The organism is Tigheibacillus halophilus (assembly GCF_042683165.1).
Lineage (GTDB): Bacteria > Bacillota > Bacilli > Bacillales > Amphibacillaceae > Tigheibacillus > Tigheibacillus halophilus.
The window spans coordinates 607,855-627,962 of record NZ_JBHUIZ010000003.1 but is presented as its reverse complement, the minus strand read 5'-3'; the positions used below and the strand labels follow the sequence as shown (position 1 = coordinate 627,962).

At 42.2% G+C, this 20,108-nt stretch carries 20 protein-coding genes; 2 read left to right on the top strand and 18 right to left on the bottom strand.

Going from position 1 to position 20,108, the window contains the following annotated elements:
- Positions 1–34: 34 nt before the first annotated feature.
- From ffh to smc, 4 genes are all read right to left on the bottom strand, one after another.
- Positions 35–1,378, bottom strand: a complete 1,344-nt coding sequence (ffh, locus tag ACFSMW_RS03635) for a signal recognition particle protein (RefSeq protein WP_390353101.1) — start codon at positions 1,376–1,378, stop codon at positions 35–37.
- A 13-nt stretch (positions 1,379–1,391) separates the two neighbouring features.
- Positions 1,392–1,718: a putative DNA-binding protein gene (locus ACFSMW_RS03630; RefSeq protein WP_390353099.1), complete on the bottom strand. Its 327-nt coding sequence runs from the start codon at positions 1,716–1,718 to the stop codon at positions 1,392–1,394.
- Between the two features lie 79 nt (positions 1,719–1,797).
- Positions 1,798–2,808 (bottom strand): signal recognition particle-docking protein FtsY, encoded by a 1,011-nt coding sequence (gene ftsY / locus ACFSMW_RS03625; RefSeq protein WP_390353097.1) that lies wholly within the window; start codon positions 2,806–2,808, stop codon positions 1,798–1,800.
- 175 nt (positions 2,809–2,983) lie between these two features.
- Positions 2,984–6,550, bottom strand: a complete 3,567-nt coding sequence (gene smc / locus ACFSMW_RS03620) for a chromosome segregation protein SMC (protein ID WP_390353095.1) — start codon at positions 6,548–6,550, stop codon at positions 2,984–2,986.
- A gap of 162 nt (positions 6,551–6,712) precedes the next feature.
- On the opposite strand from smc, the gene ACFSMW_RS03615 reads away from it, so the two are divergent.
- The gene (locus ACFSMW_RS03615; RefSeq protein WP_390353093.1) at positions 6,713–6,934 is read left to right on the top strand and encodes a DUF1128 domain-containing protein; all 222 of its coding nucleotides are present in this window, start codon (positions 6,713–6,715) and stop codon (positions 6,932–6,934) included.
- Positions 6,935–7,149: 215 nt separating this feature from the next.
- On the opposite strand, the gene rnc is transcribed toward ACFSMW_RS03615, so the two are convergent.
- From rnc to ACFSMW_RS03560, 11 genes are all read right to left on the bottom strand, one after another.
- On the bottom strand, positions 7,150–7,851 hold the full coding sequence (gene rnc / locus ACFSMW_RS03610) for a ribonuclease III (protein WP_390353091.1): 702 nt from the start codon (positions 7,849–7,851) through the stop codon (positions 7,150–7,152).
- Between the two features lie 181 nt (positions 7,852–8,032).
- On the bottom strand, positions 8,033–8,266 hold the full coding sequence (acpP, locus tag ACFSMW_RS03605) for an acyl carrier protein (RefSeq protein ID WP_390353089.1): 234 nt from the start codon (positions 8,264–8,266) through the stop codon (positions 8,033–8,035).
- Positions 8,267–8,337: 71 nt separating this feature from the next.
- Entirely contained in the window at positions 8,338–9,078 is a 741-nt protein-coding gene (gene fabG, locus ACFSMW_RS03600) for a 3-oxoacyl-[acyl-carrier-protein] reductase (RefSeq protein WP_390353087.1), read from the bottom strand.
- Positions 9,079–10,017, bottom strand: a complete 939-nt coding sequence (gene fabD / locus ACFSMW_RS03595) for an ACP S-malonyltransferase (RefSeq protein ID WP_390353085.1) — start codon at positions 10,015–10,017, stop codon at positions 9,079–9,081. It abuts the gene before it with no gap.
- Positions 10,018–10,020: 3 nt separating this feature from the next.
- Positions 10,021–11,028: a phosphate acyltransferase PlsX gene (gene plsX / locus ACFSMW_RS03590; RefSeq protein WP_390353083.1), complete on the bottom strand. Its 1,008-nt coding sequence runs from the start codon at positions 11,026–11,028 to the stop codon at positions 10,021–10,023.
- A gap of 46 nt (positions 11,029–11,074) precedes the next feature.
- Positions 11,075–11,641, bottom strand: coding sequence for a transcription factor FapR (gene fapR / locus ACFSMW_RS03585; RefSeq protein WP_390353081.1), 567 nt, complete (start codon positions 11,639–11,641; stop codon positions 11,075–11,077).
- A 123-nt stretch (positions 11,642–11,764) separates the two neighbouring features.
- Positions 11,765–13,795 carry an ATP-dependent DNA helicase RecG gene (recG, locus tag ACFSMW_RS03580; protein ID WP_390353079.1) on the bottom strand — a complete coding sequence of 677 codons (2,031 nt, stop codon included), beginning with the start codon at positions 13,793–13,795 and terminating at the stop codon, positions 11,765–11,767.
- Between the two features lie 6 nt (positions 13,796–13,801).
- Complete coding sequence (gene sdaAA / locus ACFSMW_RS03575; protein WP_390353077.1) at positions 13,802–14,686, bottom strand: L-serine ammonia-lyase, iron-sulfur-dependent, subunit alpha; 885 nt, start codon at positions 14,684–14,686, stop codon at positions 13,802–13,804.
- Positions 14,687–14,772: 86 nt separating this feature from the next.
- A complete protein-coding gene (gene sdaAB / locus ACFSMW_RS03570; RefSeq protein ID WP_390353075.1) occupies positions 14,773–15,435 on the bottom strand; it encodes an L-serine ammonia-lyase, iron-sulfur-dependent subunit beta in 663 nt (220 codons plus the stop codon).
- 132 nt (positions 15,436–15,567) lie between these two features.
- On the bottom strand, positions 15,568–17,232 hold the full coding sequence (locus ACFSMW_RS03565) for a DAK2 domain-containing protein (protein WP_390353073.1): 1,665 nt from the start codon (positions 17,230–17,232) through the stop codon (positions 15,568–15,570).
- 33 nt (positions 17,233–17,265) lie between these two features.
- Positions 17,266–17,628 carry an Asp23/Gls24 family envelope stress response protein gene (locus tag ACFSMW_RS03560; protein WP_390353071.1) on the bottom strand — a complete coding sequence of 121 codons (363 nt, stop codon included), beginning with the start codon at positions 17,626–17,628 and terminating at the stop codon, positions 17,266–17,268.
- Positions 17,629–17,979: 351 nt separating this feature from the next.
- On the opposite strand from ACFSMW_RS03560, the gene rpmB reads away from it, so the two are divergent.
- Positions 17,980–18,168: a 50S ribosomal protein L28 gene (rpmB, locus tag ACFSMW_RS03555; protein ID WP_390353069.1), complete on the top strand. Its 189-nt coding sequence runs from the start codon at positions 17,980–17,982 to the stop codon at positions 18,166–18,168.
- Positions 18,169–18,675: 507 nt separating this feature from the next.
- On the opposite strand, the gene spoVM is transcribed toward rpmB, so the two are convergent.
- From spoVM to rpe, 3 genes are read right to left on the bottom strand one after another with little or no spacing between them, the layout of a single operon-like run.
- The gene (spoVM, locus tag ACFSMW_RS03550) at positions 18,676–18,759 is read right to left on the bottom strand and encodes a stage V sporulation protein SpoVM (protein WP_306065499.1); all 84 of its coding nucleotides are present in this window, start codon (positions 18,757–18,759) and stop codon (positions 18,676–18,678) included.
- A 54-nt stretch (positions 18,760–18,813) separates the two neighbouring features.
- Positions 18,814–19,452, bottom strand: a complete 639-nt coding sequence (locus tag ACFSMW_RS03545) for a thiamine diphosphokinase (RefSeq protein WP_390353067.1) — start codon at positions 19,450–19,452, stop codon at positions 18,814–18,816.
- Complete coding sequence (gene rpe / locus ACFSMW_RS03540; protein ID WP_390353065.1) at positions 19,449–20,108, bottom strand: ribulose-phosphate 3-epimerase; 660 nt, start codon at positions 20,106–20,108, stop codon at positions 19,449–19,451. Before rpe ends, ACFSMW_RS03545 begins: the two co-directional genes overlap by 4 nt.

Below are 20,108 nucleotides of genomic sequence, written 5' to 3'. Positions count from 1 at the left end.
TCAGAAACATGAATGTCTGTAAAGTGTTTTTACATTACATAAAAGGAAATTTAAATCCTTTGCCTTTTTTCCCTTTTTGCATATTGGTCATTTGCTTCATCATTTTTTTCATTTCATCAAATTGTTTCAGCAATCGGTTCACTTGAGAAACAGAAGTACCGGAACCTTTAGCGATTCGCTTTTTACGCCCTGCATTCATGATTTCCGGCTTGACCCTTTCTTCCTTGGTCATGGATTGCACAATGGCTTCCACGTGCCCCAGCTGCTTCTCATCAACTTGGACATTTTTCAGTCCCTTCATTTTCCCAGCTCCAGGGATCATGCCAAGCAGATCTTCCAACGGTCCCATTTTTTTCACTTGCCCCATTTGTTCCAGAAAATCGTCAAAGGTGAAAGACATGGTACGCATTTTTTCTTCCAATTCCTTGGCTTGTTTTTCATCCACATTTGTCTGAGCCTTTTCAATCAGGCTTAACATGTCACCCATTCCAAGAATCCTTGAAGCCATTCTCTCTGGATGGAAAGCCTCCAGCTGATCCAGCTTTTCACCCATCCCTGCAAATTTTATAGGTTTGTCTGTTACCGCTTTAATGGACAAAGCTGCCCCGCCGCGTGTGTCCCCATCGAGTTTTGTCAGGATGACTCCAGTGATATCGAGTTGCTGATTGAAACTTTCAGCGACGTTAACCGCATCTTGACCCGTCATGGCATCAACCACTAGAAAGATTTCATCTGGTTTTACCACTGCTTTCATCTGATGCAGTTCATCCATCAGGTTACTGTCTACATGCAAGCGACCGGCTGTATCGACGATCACATAGTCATTATGGTCTTCTTTTGCTTTCTCAATCGCATGTTGGGCGATTTCCACCGGGTTCACATCCGTGCCCATAGAAAATACAGGCATTTGCAATTGCTTGCCAAGTGTCTCCAATTGGTTGATTGCAGCAGGACGATATACATCACATGCGACAAGTAACGGAGTCTTGTTATATTTTTTTCGCAACAGATTGGCCAATTTGCCGGTAGTCGTCGTTTTTCCTGCCCCTTGAAGACCAACCATCATAATGACTGTTGGCGGCCGGTCAGCAGCTTTAATTTTACTTTGCTCTCCGCCCATCAGCTCTGTTAATTCCTCTTTGACAACCTTGATGACCTGCTGGCCCGGTGTCAGACTTTCCATCACTTCTTGACCGATAGCCCGTTCTTTAATGCGTTTGACCAAATCCTTGACAACTTTGAAATTGACATCCGCTTCAAGTAATGCCAGTCGAACTTCCCTGGTCATTTCCTTGACATCTTGCTCAGATACCTTTCCCTTGCCCGTCACTTTTTTGATTACGCCTTGCAAACGGTCGGCCAATCCTTCAAATGCCATGAAAGTTGTCCTCCTAATCCATATCTTTAAGCTGGGCTATATATGATTCCAGCCCTTGATAGTCATTTGCAGCGATCACTGTTTCCATCTGTTCGATGATTCCAGCGCGCTTTGAAAATTTTTCGTACAGATGCAGTTTTTCCTCATAGTTCTCTAGCATCGATTCTGTTCGTTTGATATTATCATAAACCGCCTGCCGGGAAACGTGGTGCAGTTCAGAGATTTCTCCAAGAGAATAATCCTCCAAATAATACATTTCCATATAATTCCGTTGTTTACCAGTCAATAAGTCCTGGTAAAAATCCAATAAAAAGTTCATTCTATTTGTCTTATCCAACATAAGCTTCAGTCCTTGTTAAGGCATAATCCTTTACAAATATCATACTGAAAATTTACGCTTATTGTCAAGTACTCATTCTTTATGCATCTTCATCTTGCCCCGGTTCATTTTCCAGAAGGTCAGAAAACAGCCCATATACAAACGCATGTGCATCAAACTCCTGTAAATCTTCGACTTGTTCGCCTAGACCAACGTACTTCACAGGGATATCCAGTTCGTGTCTGATTGCCAAAACGATACCGCCTTTTGCAGTCCCATCAAGCTTTGTCAGGACTATACCGCTGACATCCGCAGCCTCTGAAAAGAGTTTTGCCTGGCTTAGTGCATTTTGCCCCGTAGTTGCATCAAGCACCAACAACACTTCATGAGGGGCGCCGGGTACTTCTCTTTGAATAACCCTATTCACCTTAGACAGCTCATTCATGAGATTCACTTTGTTTTGCAGACGTCCTGCTGTATCACAGATTAAAACATCTGCACTTCTGGATTTCGCAGCCTTGATACCATCATAGATGACAGCTGCAGGATCACTGCCCTCACTTTGTTTGATGACCGGAACACCAGCCCTTTGTCCCCAAATCTCCAACTGCTCGATTGCTCCGGCACGAAAAGTGTCCCCCGCTGCCAAAACAACATTTTTTCCTTGCTGTTTTAATTGATGTGCTAATTTCCCGATAGATGTTGTTTTACCCACACCATTTACACCTACCACCAAAATGACAGACAAGCCATCTTCTTTGATTTGCAAGTTTTCTATCGTTTCTTCGTCTTCTCCATAATAGATATCAACAAGTTTCTCAGATATGACTTCTTTCATTTCTATCGTATCTTTGATATTCTGCCGTTTCACTTCCATTTCTAATTCATCGATTAGATCCATCACGGTAGTGACCCCTACGTCAGCAGAAATGAGTACTTCTTCCAGTTCCTCAAAAAAATCTTCATCCACTTTCCGGTAGCGAGCAATCAAATCATTGATTTTTCCTGAAAAAGTTTTGCGTGTCTTTTCCATCCCCTTTTCATATTTTTCAGTGACCGCTTCCCCTTCGGTCTGTTTGAATTTATTCCTGATTTTGTCGAGAAATCCCATATACTTCATCCCTTTCAAGGTTATATCACTTAACTTTTTCAGTGAAAATTTTCCGGTTTGGCTTGGAAAAGAATTCAAAAGTTAATTAAAAACTACGACAGAAGTCACCTATAGTTTTGCTTATCTGTATCCTATATCCATTTCAGCATGTGTGTACCAGCTCGTCAATACCACTTTACATCGAAACCAATTCTTTTGTTTCTTCCAGCCGGACAGAAACAAGCCGAGAAACGCCAGATTCCTGCATCGTTACACCATAAAGTACATCTGCTTCTTCCATTGTGCCCTTACGGTGAGTAATAACGATGAACTGTGTATTACTGCTGTATTTCTTAATATATTTCGCGAAACGGACAACATTGGCTTCATCCAATGCAGCTTCCACCTCATCCAATACACAAAACGGAACAGGCCGGACACGAAGAATTGCAAACAGCAGCGCAATGGCAGTCAATGCCCGTTCGCCCCCTGAAAGCAGGCTAAGATGCTGCAGTTTTTTCCCTGGTGGCTGTGCAATGATATCGACTCCTGTTTCCAAGAGATTCTTTGCATCTGTCAATTTCAATTCTGCATGCCCGCCTGCAAATAATTCTTTGAACACTATTTCGAACTCTGCTTTGATTTTAGCAAAGGTTTCCCCGAACATCGCTTCCATTTCCGCGTCCATTTCTGTAATCACTTCGTGGAGTGTAGCCGAAGCCTGCACTAAATCGTTTTGTTGGACACTGAGAAACGCTTTCCTTTCAGAAATACGTTTGAATTCATCTATTGCTCCAAGATTCACTGTCCCCAGATCAGCCAGTGCCGCTTTGATTTGCTTTACAATTGATTCTGTTTCAGATGTATCCGCCACTTTTTCATATGTTTTCTTCGCTTTTTCATATGTTAAAGTATACTCTGCGGAAAGTTGGGATAGATGATTTTCCAGTTCAACATCCAAACGATTGGCGACGACTTCTTTTTGCTGTATTTCCTTTACTCTCACCGTATGAGCCTTATTTTCCTCTTTTAATTCCCGATCTTGACCAGCTATCCATTTACCATAGTCACTTCGTTTTTGACGTAATTCCTGAATATTTTTCGTCAGCATTTCTTTTTCCGCTTGTTTTTGTTTGATGGATTCAGACATTTTTTCGGAATGATCATCAGCTTTTTTCATTTCTATCAATTCGTCAAGTTCATTTGCAGTCTGCAGATGCTGTTTTTCCAATTCGTCAAGCTCCGTCCGAAGCTGGTTGTTCTTTTCCTGCTGATTTTTAATCCGTTCATCCTGCTCTGCCAATAAGATTTTAGTCTCATAATATTCAGATTGTACTTTTTCCTGATTTGCATTTATTTTCTTCTGCTTAGCTGTAAGTTCATCAATTTCTGCTTGTACACTAGTGAGCTTCACTTTCAACTGTTCCAAATCAGTTTCCAATTGCTGTTCACGTGTTTGAAGCTCACTGCTATCCTCGATATATTGCTGCTCCTCTTGATCAAAAATCGCTAAACTATTGGCCAGGTAATCCAATTGTGACGCCAATTCTTTCACAGCAGTTCTTGCCTCCTGGTATTTCTGATAACTTTTATAAATGGAGGTTTCCACTGTTCCAAGTTCTTGTTCTTTCACAGCTATTTTTTGCTTTTTCTTCTGAAGCGAAAGCTCCAATTGTGCCGCTTTTTGTTCATAATCACCAAGTGTAGCGGTTATTTCCTGCAGGTCTTTTTCTCTTGTGAATAAGGAATTCGCTTTTCTTTTTTGTGCTCCGCCTGACATGGATCCGCCCGGATTAACGACATCACCTGCTAATGTGACGATGCGGTATCTGCGTTCGACAATCTGTGCGATTTCGTTAGCATCTTTGAGCGTTTTGGTAATAACTACATGTCCCATCAAATGGTGAATGGCTTTTTTGTATTTAGCATCTGCATGTACAAGCTCCGCTGCGATTCCCACAAATCCTTCATGTTCCTGTATCCGAGCTTTTAGAGCTGCAGGGATGGACCTCGCTTGGATAGATGATAGAGGTAAAAATGTTGCCCGTCCACTGTTCGTTTTTTTCAGCCATGCAATGGCCTCACGCGCGGACTGGTCATTTTCAACCACGATATGCTGACTTGAGCCGCCCAGTACAGTATCAATTGCCGTAATATATTGTTTGTCTACATCCAGTAACTCAATGATAGCACCATAAATCTGTTGCAACTGTCCCTTTTGATTTGCCTGCAGCACTGCTTTTACGCCATGGAAAAAACCCTGGAAGTCTTCTTTCATCTCCTCCAGCATTTCTTTTTTTGATTTCAAATTCTCAATATACCGATAACCTTGATATAACTTTGTCTGTCCATCACGAAATGCTTGTTGCTCTTTGGAAACTTCTTTTTTGAGCTGTTCCATTTGTTTTTCAGCATTTTCGTAGACTCTCTTTGTTTCATCAAGTTTATCGGCAGCACGCTTGTGCTCATCGCGCAACGTCTTTCTCTGTTCCAGCAAATGTTGAAATTGTCCTGTCTGTCTCTCTTTTTTACGGGAAATCTGGCCTTGCTGCTGTTTGATTGTCTGCTGTTCATTATGTTTCGCAGCTTGTTCATTCAGGTATTCAATATACTGCGACTTCAGGTCATCAATTTGTTCAGCAAGCTTTTCTTCTTTGAGTGACATGGTTTCTTCCAGCTCTTGGAGTCTGGCTGATGTTTCTTTGCGGGAAGTTTTAAGTGCACGTAATTTCTTTTTATCCCTTTGCAAAAGCGTGCTTGTTTGTTCTATTCGATTCGATATGTCATTTTTTTGTTTGTCCAGTTTTTCTTTGTTCTCAGCAAAATGTTTGATTCGCTCTTTTAAAACTTGTTTTTTTCCGGAAAAATGTTCCAGTGTCTGGATTGTCTCAACCAATTGCGATTGCACCTGTTCGATTTGTTCGTCTTGACGCTGGACATCCTGCCTTGACTTCTCCAATTGCGCTTGCTTTTGCTGGATGCTTGTCTGCATCTCTATTTCTTCCAGTTTTTCCTGTTCGATTTCATTTTTCAGCGCTTCATATTTTCCATGGAGCTTGTCAATGATCGTAACAAGCAATGATACTTCTTTTTCTTTTAAATCAGCCTTGTACGTCAAGTACTTCTCCGCTTTTTCAGCTTGTTCTTCCAATGGCTCGATCTGGTTATTAATTTCATGCATAATATCTTCTACGCGATTCAAGTTTTCTTTCGTTTCAGCCAGCTTGAATTCAGCCTTCTTTTTTCGCTGCTTGTACTTCAGCACACCCGCTGCCTCTTCAAAAATAGCTCTTCTTTCAACTGCTTTAGAGCTTAATATCTCTTCCACTTTCCCTTGACTGATAATAGAAAAAGCTTCTCTTCCCAAACCGGAATCCATAAATAAATCTACAATATCCTTCAGGCGGCATACTTGTTTATTGATGTAAAATTCACTCTCACCTGACCTGTAAACCCTTCTTGTTACACTTACCTCATCGTAATCGATTGGAAGATGATTTTCTGTATTATCAAGCAGCAGCGTCACCTCTGCGACATTCAGTTTTTTCCGGCTGTCGCTGCCTTGAAAAATAATGTCTTCCATTTTGGAGCCGCGCAATGACTTGGCAGACTGTTCGCCGAGAACCCAGCGTATTGCGTCTGTTATGTTACTTTTACCACTGCCATTAGGGCCCACAACCGCGGTCACCCCCGGTACGAATGCGACATCTATTCTTTCAGCGAATGACTTGAAGCCGACGCTTTCCAATTTTTTCAGGAACATAAACATTCTCCTTCAGTCAAATCCTGAATTTAATAAATCTATTGTTTACGAAAACATTTCACGAATAAATAGTTGGAATTTGAACGCATTTATTTTATCATAAAGATGGGTACAAAAGAAGTTATCAAATAAAGTTTCCTAAACTGACAATGAGGTGTCTCCATGAATCTGGAAGAAGCTACAAACGCTAATCTTTCGTACATATTATCCGAGCTTGCAGAAAAGCTGCAAGTTGTCAACCGCACTATCATGCAGCCGGAGGATTACGATCTCGAAAAATACGAAGAATTGAAATTCATGTATGATATGGTCATACAAAAAGGCTCATTGAGTGCTTCCGAAACACAGGCCTTTCTGGATGAGCTGCGAGCTGTCCGCAGATAAAAGTAAAAGCAGGACAGATGAAAAAAGTTTAAAAACCACATAAGATAATTGCCGGTCATACCGCGTCTGCCCATCATATTTGATTCACTGACAAAAAGACTGTTATTCTTATGCAACTGAATAACAGTCTTTTTGGATATCATCATATTATTCTCATTCAACAGAAATATTTCCTGTAGCCAGTTAGCAAAGGTTGGAACGTAAGATGTTGCTTTTCAACGCTTGGTATCATTATCCATCAGCCTGTCTATCGCGTTTCTCGCAGCATTTTGTTCAGCTTCTTTTTTTGTCCGGCCGCTTCCTGCGCCATATAATTGTTTCCCATTCATTAAGACATGTGCGACAAACTCCTTATTATGAGAAGGACCTTTTTCTTCCACAATTTGATAAAGAATGGATTGATCCTTATGTTGTTGAATGAGTTCTTGTAACTTGCTCTTAAAATCCATCCCATGAGAAAAAGCACCACTACTGATTTTAGGAAAAACATATGTTACTAAAAATTGTAAGGCCGTTTCGTATCCTTGATCAAGATACAAAGCACCAAGGAAGGATTCAAAAACATCTGCAAGCAATGCCGGACGAGTCCTGCCACCTGTCTGCTCTTCACCTTTTCCTAAAAGGATATATTGCTCAAAGTGCAATTCTTTAGCAAAAGCATACAAGGAAGGTTCACAGACAATAGCTGCACGCAGTTTCGTCATTTCTCCCTCGGGCATTTGCATATTATTTTTGTAAATGAATTGGGACACGCCCAATTCCAATACGGCATCACCAAGGAATTCCAATCGTTCATTATCAGAAAATCGCTCTTTGCGATGCTCATTCACATAAGATGAATGTGTAAAAGCTTGTGTTATTAATTGATGATCACGGAATTCGATCCCCAATTGTTCTTCCAATTTTTTTATATTCAACTCGACACCTCCGTTCTTGTCCACATTGAAAAAGAAGGCATTCGACCATGACCGTCAGCGTTTGCACAAATTTATGAGTGAGCAGAGGGCTTGGCCATTCTTATCATATACTTAAAAGTCCCGCATCATGCGAGACTTTAAAAGTGATATTATTTTTGAATGAAACCTGCGAAGAAAAAAACTATTGTTGGCTGTTTATGTAGTTCACTGCATCACCAACAGTATTAATTTTTTCTGCTTGTTCATCCGCAATTTCCATATCGAATTCATCTTCCAATTCCATTACAAGTTCAACGACATCAAGTGAATCAGCTTCAAGATCTTCTTTAAAAGATGCTTCCATTGTCACTTTTGACTCGTCCACTTCAAGTTTATCAACGATAATTTCTTTTACGCGGTCAAATACGTCTGCCATGTTTCTTTCACCTCCCTTCAAGTAGTATAAGCATTTTGTAACTCATATTCAATTCTGACACTGCCAAATAGTTACATTATCATCCCGCCATCAACAGTGATTGTTTGCCCAGTTATATAGGCTGCGTCATCCGAGACAAGAAAACGAATTGTTTTTGCAATATCTTCGGGTTTTCCAAGCCTGGCCAACGGAATAAGCTGCAGCATAGCTTCCCGCTGCTCTTCTGTGAGCGCATCTGTCATGTCGGTAGAAATAAATCCTGGTGCAACAGCATTCACGCGGATATTCCTGGCTGCCAGTTCTTTTGCAGCCGTTTTTGTTAGACCGATCAGCCCCGCCTTAGCCGCTACATAATTTGCCTGGCCTGGATTTCCGCTTATACCGACAACCGATGCCACATTGACAATTCTTCCATCACGTTGCTTCATCATTTGCCTTGTAGCAGCCTTCACACAAAGGAAAGCTCCCTTCAGATTTGTCTGAATCACGTCATCAAATTCGGATTCTTTCATCCTCATAAGCAAGTTATCTTTTGTGATGCCGGCATTGTTAATCAAAATGTCCAGACTGCCAAATGTTTTAACGGTTTCCTTCATCATGGATTTTACATCTTCTTCTTTAGCTACATTCGCCTGATATTTTATTGCTTTGACACCAAGCTTTTCAATTGCCTCAACAACCTCCCCAGCTTTTTGCTCACTGCCGGAGTAGTTCACTACAATATTAGCACCTTGTTCCGCTAGTTCCAAAGCGATCGCTCTGCCAATTCCCCTGGAAGCTCCTGTCACGAGCGCTGTTTTACCTGCTAGCATTTACCTTGCCTCCTTATACCATGAAAGAAATTTTTCTAAAGACGAAAGATCTTGCACGGCGAAAATATCAACCTCACGGGATATTTTCTTTACAAGTCCCGAAAGCACTTTCCCTGTACCAACTTCAACGAAAGCATCAACCCCCTGCTCAAGCATGTTTCTAACTGATTCTTCAAACCGCACAGGAGAATATAATTGTTTCAATAGCAACTCTTTGATTTCTTCGCTGTGTTTGACAGGCTTTGCAGTGACGTTCGCATAAACAGGTATTCTTGCATCATTTATTTCGACCTTATGCAGGTATGCAGCAAACTCATCATTGGCCGCTTTCATCAAGCGCGAGTGGAACGGACCGCTTACGTTAAGTGGAAGCACTCTTTTTGCACCTTTATCCTTCAGCATCGCGCTAGCTTGCTTGACACCTTGTTCAGAGCCTGAAATGACTATTTGGCCAGGACAGTTCAAATTGGCAATATCCACTACTTCATTCTGGATTTCAGCCAGTACTGCTTCTACAGCAGTTTGCTCAAGTCCTAAGACTGCTGCCATAGTTCCCTGTCCTTTTGGAAAAGCCTGCTCCATCAATTTCCCTCTTGCAGCAACTAGTGGCAAAGCAGTTTCCAATGTCAGTGATCCGCCTGCCACTAATGCGCTATATTCCCCAAGACTGTGCCCAACAACCATATCCGGTGTGACACCTGCTTCCTGGAGCAAAGAATACATCACGGTACTTGTAAGCAATAGTGCTGGCTGTGTATTTTCTGTTTCTGTCAATGTTTCTTTCGGTCCTTCGAACATCAAACCTCGGATATCTTTGTCCAGCACTTTGTTCGCTTGTTCGTACATTGCTTGGACAGATTCATATTGATCGTGTACTTCCTTGCCCATGCCGACTGTTTGCGATCCCTGTCCAGGAAACATGAAGGCCAATTTTTTCATATGTCATTCCCCTCCGTTTTCTTCCTCATTCAAGGCAGCAATTCTCTGTCTGATTGTTTCAGTCACCTGCAAATTCGCCATGTGATACGTTTGTTTGACCGCATTAACGATTGCTCTGGCATTTGAAGACCCGTGTGCCTTCACCACCGGCGCATCCAGGCCGAACAATCCTGCTCCGCCATACTCTGAATAGTCAAGTTTGTTCTTTAACTCTTTCAAATTGCTTTTCATCATTCCAGCAGCCAATTTTGTTTTCATCGAAGACATGAATACCTCTTTTAACATTGAAAACATTGTCATCGCTGTACCTTCGATCGTTTTTAAAGCGATGTTCCCGCTGAAACCATCAGTAACAACGACATCAGCTGCGCCGTTCAGGATTTCCCTCGCTTCTACATTGCCAACGAAATTCACTGGTGCCTGCTGCAGTTTTTCAAAAACTTTTTTAGTAAGATCGTTCCCTTTTCCATCTTCGGTGCCAATATTCAAAAGTCCGACGGTGGGATTTTGAATAGCACGCACTTTTTCTGCATATATGGCTCCCATTAATGCATATTGCACTAAATGATGCGGCTTGGCATCCACATTTGCTCCGACATCAAGCAACAAGAATCCTTTCCCATCCAAAGTTGGTAAAGTCGGACTGAGTGCCGGCCGGTCAATACCGGAAATTCTGCCGACAACAAATAATCCCGCACTCATCAGTGCACCCGTATTGCCTGCAGATATACAAGCATCGGCTCTTCCTTCTTTCACTTCTTTTGCCATTAGCACCATAGAAGCATTTTTCTTTTTGCGCACAGCACGGACAGGTTCATCTTCTGCTGTTATCATTTCTTCTGTATGTAATATGTCTATGCTTTGAGCACTGGTAAGCAATGGCCTGATTTGTTTTTCATCACCAACAAGCGTGATCTGTAAATCCTGCAGCTCAGCTACCGCGTCCATGACACCTTGTACTATTTCTCGCGGAGCATTGTCCCCTCCCATGGCGTCAATTGCTATTTTCATGATATATTTCTCCTTTTACACCGGCAATATAATGGCAAGTATCCAATTAGTATACTTCCTTATCATGGTACATATAAAACTTTCCAGTAAATACGATTTCTTTTTCAACGAAACTCTCAACCTGCACCACCGTCAGTTTCTTATCGTTTTCACCTTGCACCTTCGCTTTTGCGACAACACGTTCTCCCTGCTTTACCTGGCGTGTGAATTTTACGTTTGATTTTGCTGTCAAGGCAAGTTCATCGTCAATCACTGCAACAGCGAGCGAATTCGCCTGACCAAACAAATGATGGCCTCTGGCAATATTTTTTTGCGTGAAAATATGCTCCGGTTTGATATCGAGAATTGAAATCGCTCTTTCACCCAGATCCAAATCGATGATTTCGCCAATAACATCTTCAGGAGCAAGGGTTCGCATGGTTTCATTCCACTGAGAAGTCGCCACCGTTTTAATTCGTTCCCTAAGCTCCGGAATTGCCAGCTCCATCCTATCCAAACGAATCGTCTGAATGCTGACGCCGAATTTTTTTGCCAAAGCTTCGTCTGTAATGAATGGCATCCGGTCAATGGTTTCCCTTAAAAATTTTTGTCTTTTCATTTTAGGTTGTCTCATGAAAGCACCATCCACATTATGAATCCATACTCTCCAAGTATTATGACTTGGTACTAATAGTAATATATAATAGCTTGTGAATTTTGGCAAGTAAGATTAGCAGTTTCCCCTTTTGTAAACTGGTTAGTCCAGCTTTATAGTGAAGACACCTTCTTTTTCCAAATATAACAAAATTGTTCGATATTCTGGTGTTGAAAGCAGATTTTTTTCCAGGATTTCCTGTGCATCTTTTCGGGCTGTTTCCAAAGCGCGATAATCATGCAGCATATCAGCAACTTTGAATTCGGGCATCCCGCTTTGCTTACTGCCAAAAAAATCCCCCGGCCCGCGCAGCTGCAGATCTTCTTCAGCTAGTGCGAAACCATTATTAGTTTCTGTCATGATCCGCATTCTTTCTTTGCCAACCTCATTTTTCGGCTCTGCTATCAATACACAATAGCTTTGGCGGTTTCCACGCCCCACTCGGCCACGAAGCTGATGCAATTGGGCAAGACCAAATCTTTCCGCATCATAAATCACCATGACCGTTGCGTTAGGAACATTCACTCCCACCTCCACCACTGTCGTAGATACAAGTACTTGCAATGTATTATTCGCAAAATCCTGCATAACCTTCTCTTTTTCTACAGAAGGGAGTCTGCCATGCATTAATCCAATTTGGATGTTATCGCCATAGTATGCCTGTAGCTGCTGATAAAGTTCGACCGCATCCTGGATATCCAGCTTGTCCGATTCCTCAATCAACGGACAAATCACATAAGCCTGTTCTCCTTCACTAACTCTTTGAGCAATAAAATCCAAAACTCGTTCTAATACATTTTCCCTTACCCAGTACGTTTCGATTTCTTTTCTACCGGCAGGCATTTCATCAATTGCGGAGACATCCATGTCACCAAATGCCGTGATAGCAAGTGTACGGGGAATCGGTGTTGCAGTCATAAACAACACATCGGGGTGTAGACCTTTATGGCGCAATACTCTCCTTTGCTCTACACCAAAACGATGCTGCTCGTCCACAATGACCAATCCAAGATTTTTGAATTGTACGTCATCCTGTATCAGCGCATGTGTCCCAATCACAAGATCTACCTCTTGCTTTTGTAATTTTTCCAATATCAGCTGGCGTTTCTTTCCTTTGACCGAGCCTGTCAGTAAAGCAATTTTGATTCTGTCACCGAAAAAATTTTCTAAGGATTGCATGTGCTGCTCAGCCAATATTTCCGTTGGCACCATCAGCGCTCCTTGCTTCCCCGCAGTGATGCTCGCATATAAACCAATAGCAGCCACAACTGTTTTTCCAGAACCGACATCTCCTTGCAGCAGTCTGTTCATACGGTATGGAGAGGCCATGTCCTTCAGAATCTGTTCAAGCACTTTTTGTTGTGCGGCAGTGAGCGAAAAAGGCAAGGAGGCAATGAAAGTCTTGATTTTATGATGGTCAAATTCCTGTCTATTCCCTTGTGTAGCTTCTCTCTTACGCTTTCTTAATTGCAGCATTTTTAGTTGAAATAACAAAAATTCTTCATAAATGAACCTCCTGCGGGCATGCTTCAATGCTACTTTCGATTCAGGAAAATGCATTATTTTAACAGCCTGCGATCGTGCCGGCAACTTGTATGACGTTAGATATGATTCAGGCAATATTTCTTCTATTTCCGTCGAACAAGCAGAAATTGCATGAGCAATAGCCTTTTTCAAACGGATATTAGAGACATTTCCTTTCAGCGGATAAACCGGCTGTATTTCGGTGTCCTTATCCGCAGTACCTTTATGGTATTGACTGACAGTAATCTGCAGTCGGTGCGCATCCCATTTACCGGTCAACGTGACCACATCATCTTGCTGCAATTGTTTTTTGGCAAAAGAGCGGTTAAACATCACAGCTTTCACCGCAACTTGTTCCACCTCCACCTGAAACACGAGTCTGGATTTCCTTTTTCCATAAAAAGAAAGAGAAGGCTGGCTGATTACCCTTCCCTCAATGGTTACTTTATCATCGTGAATCAATTCAGCAATCGGCTTTATTTCGTGTATATCGTAACGGGACGGGAAATAGTTCAGGAGATCTGAAACCGTGAATATCTTCATCGACGCCAAATCTTCCGCGAACTTTTCTCCAATTCCCTGCAAGCTTGTCACAGGATCATTTATCAAAATTCATCACTCTTTCATTACCGGGCTTCCGAATATCTTTTCTCTTAATTCCCTGCCGGTCGGTGTTGCGGCTAGGCCGCCTTCTCCTGTTTCCCTTAACGCTGACGGCATCGTTTTGCCAATCCGGTACATGGCCCCGATCACTTCATCACAAGGTATGCGGCTTTTCACACCAGCAAGCGCCATATCAGCGGATACAATCGCAAGTGAAGCTCCGCCTGCATTCCTTTTAACACATGGAACTTCAACAAGTCCAGCCACCGGATCACACACAAGTCCCAGCATATTTTTCAACGTCATTGCAAATGCATCTGCAGACTGTTGCGGGGTCCCTCCAGCCATCTCAACAATCGCCGCAGCGGCCATTGCCGAAGCAGAACCCACTTCTGCCTGACAGCCACCCGCGGCACCGGAAATAAAGGCGTTATTGGCTACTACGAACCCGAAAGCTCCAGCGGTGAAAAGATAGCGAACCATCTGCTCTCTTGTAGGATGCAGTTGGTTTTTCACCGCAAATAACGTGCCAGGGACACATCCTGCGCTCCCTGCTGTCGGGGTTGCACAAATCATGCCCATAGCTGCATTGACCTCGTTGGTTCCCATAGCCTTGCTTACAGCATCCATCAACAAGTTACCTGATAATGGCGTTTTTTCTTTCATATATTTTTGAATCAATACAGCATCTCCGCCCGTCAGCCCTGTAACAGACTGAACTCCTTTCAGACTCTCTTCGATAGCATTCTCCATCACCTGAAGATTATTTTCCATATCAGAGAAGACCATTTCACGGGATTTATTCTTCACATCCATTTCCTGAAGAATCATCACTTCTGAAACTGGTATTTTTTGGCTATCCGCCAATTCAACCAGTTCCGCTACTGTCCGAAACATCGCCAAAACTCCTTTGCAATAACTTCTTTCCTTGCCGTATCTGATTGTCACTTAACATTATTTAAAAAACAAAAATTTTAATTTTGTCAACTGACTATTTTCGAAATACGTATAATATGGTCGGCTTTTTGTAATTCATCCATCAATTCGTCTGAAACATTTTGATCTGTTTCAATTACCATCAACGCTTCTTTGCCAATATCTTTACGGTTGACTTCCATATGGCCGATATTGATTTCATACTTGGCCAGGATCTTTGTGACAGAAGCAATAGCCCCGTAACGATCATTGTGCATAATTAAAATGGCAGGATGATTTCCTGAAAGCCTTAGTTCAAAGCCGTTTAGCTCACAAATTTCCACTTTTCCGCCGCCAATGGATATCCCGACCAGTTCCAAGCTTTCGTCATCATTGCCAATAATGACCCTAGCTGTATTCGGATGCTCCGTTTTCGCAGCATCTTCGATGAAGTCGATTTGCATATTCCGCTCTTTCGCTATTTGAAAGGCATTTCTCATACGAGTGTCGTCCGTATCGAATCCGAGCAGACCCCCAATCAAGGCCATATCCGTGCCGTGACCTTGATACGTTTTAGCAAACGAGCCGTAAAGATGAATTCTCGCCCACTTGACTTCGTTTCCAAAAAGATTCTTTGCAGCCAGGCCTATTCTGGCCGCACCAGCTGTATGGGAACTGGATGGACCAACCATCACAGGACCTATAATATCGAACACAGAGTTATATTTCATGAACCACACCGCCTTGACATTCTATTCAATCATATAAATTATAACAAAAATCAGCAGGGATTGGCATGCGAATAATGATTTTCGGATGCCAAATAAAAAGCCCGCTTAAAGAAAGCGGACTTTTTTCAAAGATCATTCAACTGCAATAATATAAGCGTAGATAGGCTGGTTTCCTTCATGAATTTCCAATTCAATATCTTCAAAATGCTTTTCTACATACGACTGAAGCTTTTCGACCTCTTGCTTATCCACGTCTTCTCCATAAATAATTGTCAAGATTTCATCTTCATCTGTAACCATGGATTGAAGCAGCTTCTCGACTGTTTCCAGTTTATCGGGATTTGCCGAAGTAATTTTTCCGTCCTCAATCCCCATGAAATGGCCTTTTTCAATGGAGACACCATCAATTTTTGTATCACGGACTGCATACGTAACTTGTCCGGTCTTCACCTGTTGGCCTGCTTGTTCCATCTCTTGCTTATTGTCTGCCAACGCAAGTTCAGGGTGGAAAGCAAGCAAAGCGCTGATTCCTTGAGGAATCGTTTTCGTTTCCACTACTGCTGCTTCGGCATCGGCCAATTCCGCCGCTTGCTGCGCAGCCATAACGATATTTTTATTATTCGGGAGAATCAGGACTTTTTCTGCATTGGCCTGTTGGATTGCATCAGCGATATCTTGAGTACTTGGATTCATTGTCTGTCCACCCTCTATAACTACCGTTGCACCTAGGCTTTCGAATAATGATTTGACACCTTGCCCCATCACAACAGTAACGATCCCATAAGGCTGCTTTTTTTGGGGCTGTTGCTGTTTCTCTTCTTTTTTACCAACAATTGCTGTATGCTGTTCACGCATATTTTCAATTTTCATATTGATCAAGCTGCCATATTGCTGACCGATTGTCAGTACTTGACCGGGATATTCTACATGGATATGCACTTTGGCAATTTCATCATCAGCAGCAACAAGCAATGAATTTCCATGTTCACTCAACTCATTGCGAAATTGTTCTTCATCGAATGGATGATCCTTTAATTTCTGATCGTCGAATTTCACCATAAATTCTGTGCAATAACCAAATTCTATTTCGGAAGTGTCCATAAAATCCTGGGCAATCTGATGGTGCTGAGCATTGACCAACTCTTCCATATCATTGACAACATCTGCTTCAGGAAGCTCCTTGCCTTTCAGGGCAGCAGCAAATCCTTCGTAGATAGTCACCAAACCTTGTCCGCCCGAGTCGACCACGCCGACTTCCTTCAATACCGAAAGAAGTTCCGGTGTGCGTTTCAAGGACTCCTTAGCTTCCTTCAATACAGCATCCATCAGTGCAGCAATATCCTTTTCATGTTTGGCAACCTCGACTGCCTTGTTCGCAGCATCTTTGGCAACAGTGAGAATTGTACCTTCAACCGGCTTCATAACTGCTTTGTATGCAGTTTTCACTCCGTTTTCAAAAGCTTCCGCCAATTCCTCAGGTGCTGCGGCTTCCTTATGCTCGAGGCTTTTGGCAAAGCCGCGGAAAAGCTGAGACAGGATAACGCCAGAGTTACCTCTGGCTCCCATAAGCAGCCCCTTGGAAAAGGCTTGTGCAACATCGCCAAGGACGGCATCATCGGTTTGTTTTACTTCGTTAGCTCCAGAGGTCATGGATAAGTTCATGTTCGTACCAGTATCGCCATCCGGAACAGGGAATACATTCAAAGCGTCGATTTGCTTTGCATGGTTTGTCAGATGGTTCGCTCCCATCAGGACCATTTTCGCGAATACGCTTCCTTCTAATCTTTCTATAATCACATTACTTCCTCCTCTAACACAAGAGCAATCAGATTAATCTTTAGCAACTCGAACACCTTGTATGTAAATATTGACAGAGTCAATTTCCAATCCTAGGGAATGGCTCAAGTTATATTTTACCTGGGATTGCACATTGTGGGCCACTTCAGAAATTTTTGTTCCATAACTTACGATAATATACATATCGATATGAAGACTGTCATTTTCTTGTCTGACTACCACTCCGCGTGAATAGTTCTCTTTTTTTAACATCTCAGCAATGCCATCGCGAATTTGGCTTTTTGAAGCCATGCCGACTATACCGTAGCATTCCACAGCTGCTCCGCCGGCAATTGTAGCAATGACCTCGTTTGTTATCGTCACTTGACCGTCGTTCGTATTGAGTTCAATGGACATGAATAATCCTCCTTCAATGGCAAATCTTAACGTTATTTTACTACAAGCAAATGTATTTTAAAAGAAGCCTGGGATAAATATAAGTGAAACTTCATGCAGCATAGGTTTTTTCGTTACCGAATCACAAACAAAATGGATCGACAGACTATTTTACTTTTTAACCTTATTGCAGCTAGAGCAAGCCTGCTAATGAGGGATAAACCTAGGCGGTCCTTTTATAACAATGAACGAACAATTTTATTCTGTCAAGTCTTTTTTCTTTATAGGCACAAGTTCCACCTATTGCATTCTTTGTTTACATATGATAAATTTATAGAGGTATTTTATATTGTCAGAGTAGGAGGTACGAACATGGCAAGAAGATGTGTTGTAACTGGACGTCAAACTCGTACGGGCAACCAACGTTCACATGCGATGAACTACAGCAAGCGCAAATGGAAAGCGAATGTGCAGCGTGTCCGCATCATGGTAGATGGTAAACCACAGCGTGTATACGTTTCTGCCCGCGCCCTGAAATCAGGCAAGGTAGAACGCGTTTGATACAGGTTTGAAATGTTATGGAGCATCCAAGATGATTTGGATGCTTTTTTCATTTGATCATTTAAGCTGATTCTTTTAGGTTTTGTTCCTTTCCTCAGGTTAATCCGCAATTGATGCAAAACTGCGATGCGCTGACAATGCTAATTTGTGACGTTGATTCCTGCGGGAACAATGGTTTTCAACGGGACGAGTAATCGCAGTCCCATCACGTGTCCAAAGAGGCTGTATCCGGGCCCGTGGAAAGCGAAGTATGCTGCCGAAACGAAATACATACACCTGTCTCCATCACTAAATAAGAAAAATGGATCATATTCAAGATATTCACGTCACAGTTTACGTTAATAGCGGCAAACTATGTGAAATGGGCTGTTATCTATATGATAAAACTATGGGTATGGCTAATATACATTTTTTATAGTTGCCCGTGGATAATTGAAGATGAGGAGAGCATGTATTTTTTTGCCAAAAAAAGACTTCTGTCAGTTCATTGACAAAAGTCCAGCAAGCTTATTTTTCTTTTTTGAACATCCCGATCACAACCCGTACAAACCCACCTATGAACCTGGGAAGTTTAATCGTATAAAATTTCATGAGTTCGACCTCCTCGATTGGCGAAAAAGGAATAAATCAAGCCGCTTTATCTCATCAATCACGACTCTTTATAACTAATACTATGCCTTCGTCGATCGAAAAAGTACCACTATTTGCGATAAGCTTGTTCGAAACACATAAAGTCGATCCGAAAGAAATCGTTTCATTTTCCAGTGGGTAATAAAAATGCTGCAAGGTCAATCCGGTAACTGTTGGCGTCATTGGTATAAATGAAATATATGGATATTCCGGATCATTTGTCAGTGTATGCGAACCTGGAAGTGCTAACTCAATCGTATTCGTTCGGTCAATGAGCTTGGCAGCAATCCCGTTTTCTGCAAATCTGGCAAGAATTTGTATGTTGACCAGTGTATGATCCATACGGCCTCCTGTTGCCCCGAATAGAAGGACAGTATCCGGCCTCAGTTCCATCGCCTCCAAGATAGCCAATTCCAAATCTGTCTCATCTTTTTCAGAAGGATATATTTTAAATATACCCGCATTTTCTTTGACCGCTTTTTTCTCTGCATTGTCCATCGAATCAAAATCGCCAACTGCATAATCTACATCCAAGCCTTTTTCCAACAAAACGAATGCACCACGATCAGCACCAATCCACACATCTATCTGGTCATACAAAGAAAGATCAGGTAAAAGTGTCGCAGGGCCATTTGCAACAATCCCTACCTTCATTCATTTACACCTGCTGCCAGTAGATCATGGATGGCTCGTTTGCGATCCGGCTGGTTGAATACGGCACTCCCCGCCACCAATACATCAGCACCCGCCTCTATACAAAGTGCCGCAGTTTCCTGATTGACTCCCCCATCGACTTCAATTTCAAAATGCAAACCCTTTTCCTGCCTCCAAGAAGCGATTTGAGCAATTTTATCGATGGAAGCTGGAATAAATTGCTGTCCGCCAAATCCAGGATTCACTGACATGATGAGCACAAGACCCACCTCAGCAAGGATATCGCGAATCATTTCAGGAGGTGTTGCAGGATTGATGGTCACACCTGCTTTCACGCCATGGCTTTTGATCAGCTGTATGGTACGATGCAAATGAACGCAAGCTTCTTGGTGGACCGTAATGATATCCGCTCCTGCTCTAACAAAATCAGCGATATAGTCATCTGGCTTTTCAATCATTAAATGAACATCGAGCGGCAAGGCAGTCACTGGTCTGATTGCATTCACAATCAGCGGACCTATTGTGATATTTGGCACAAAATGGCCATCCATGACATCGATATGAATATAGTCGGCGCCTCCGTTTTCCGCTTCCTTTATTTCAGTAGCAAGTTTGGAAAAATCTGCTGAGAGCACGGATGGAGCTATTTTTGTCAT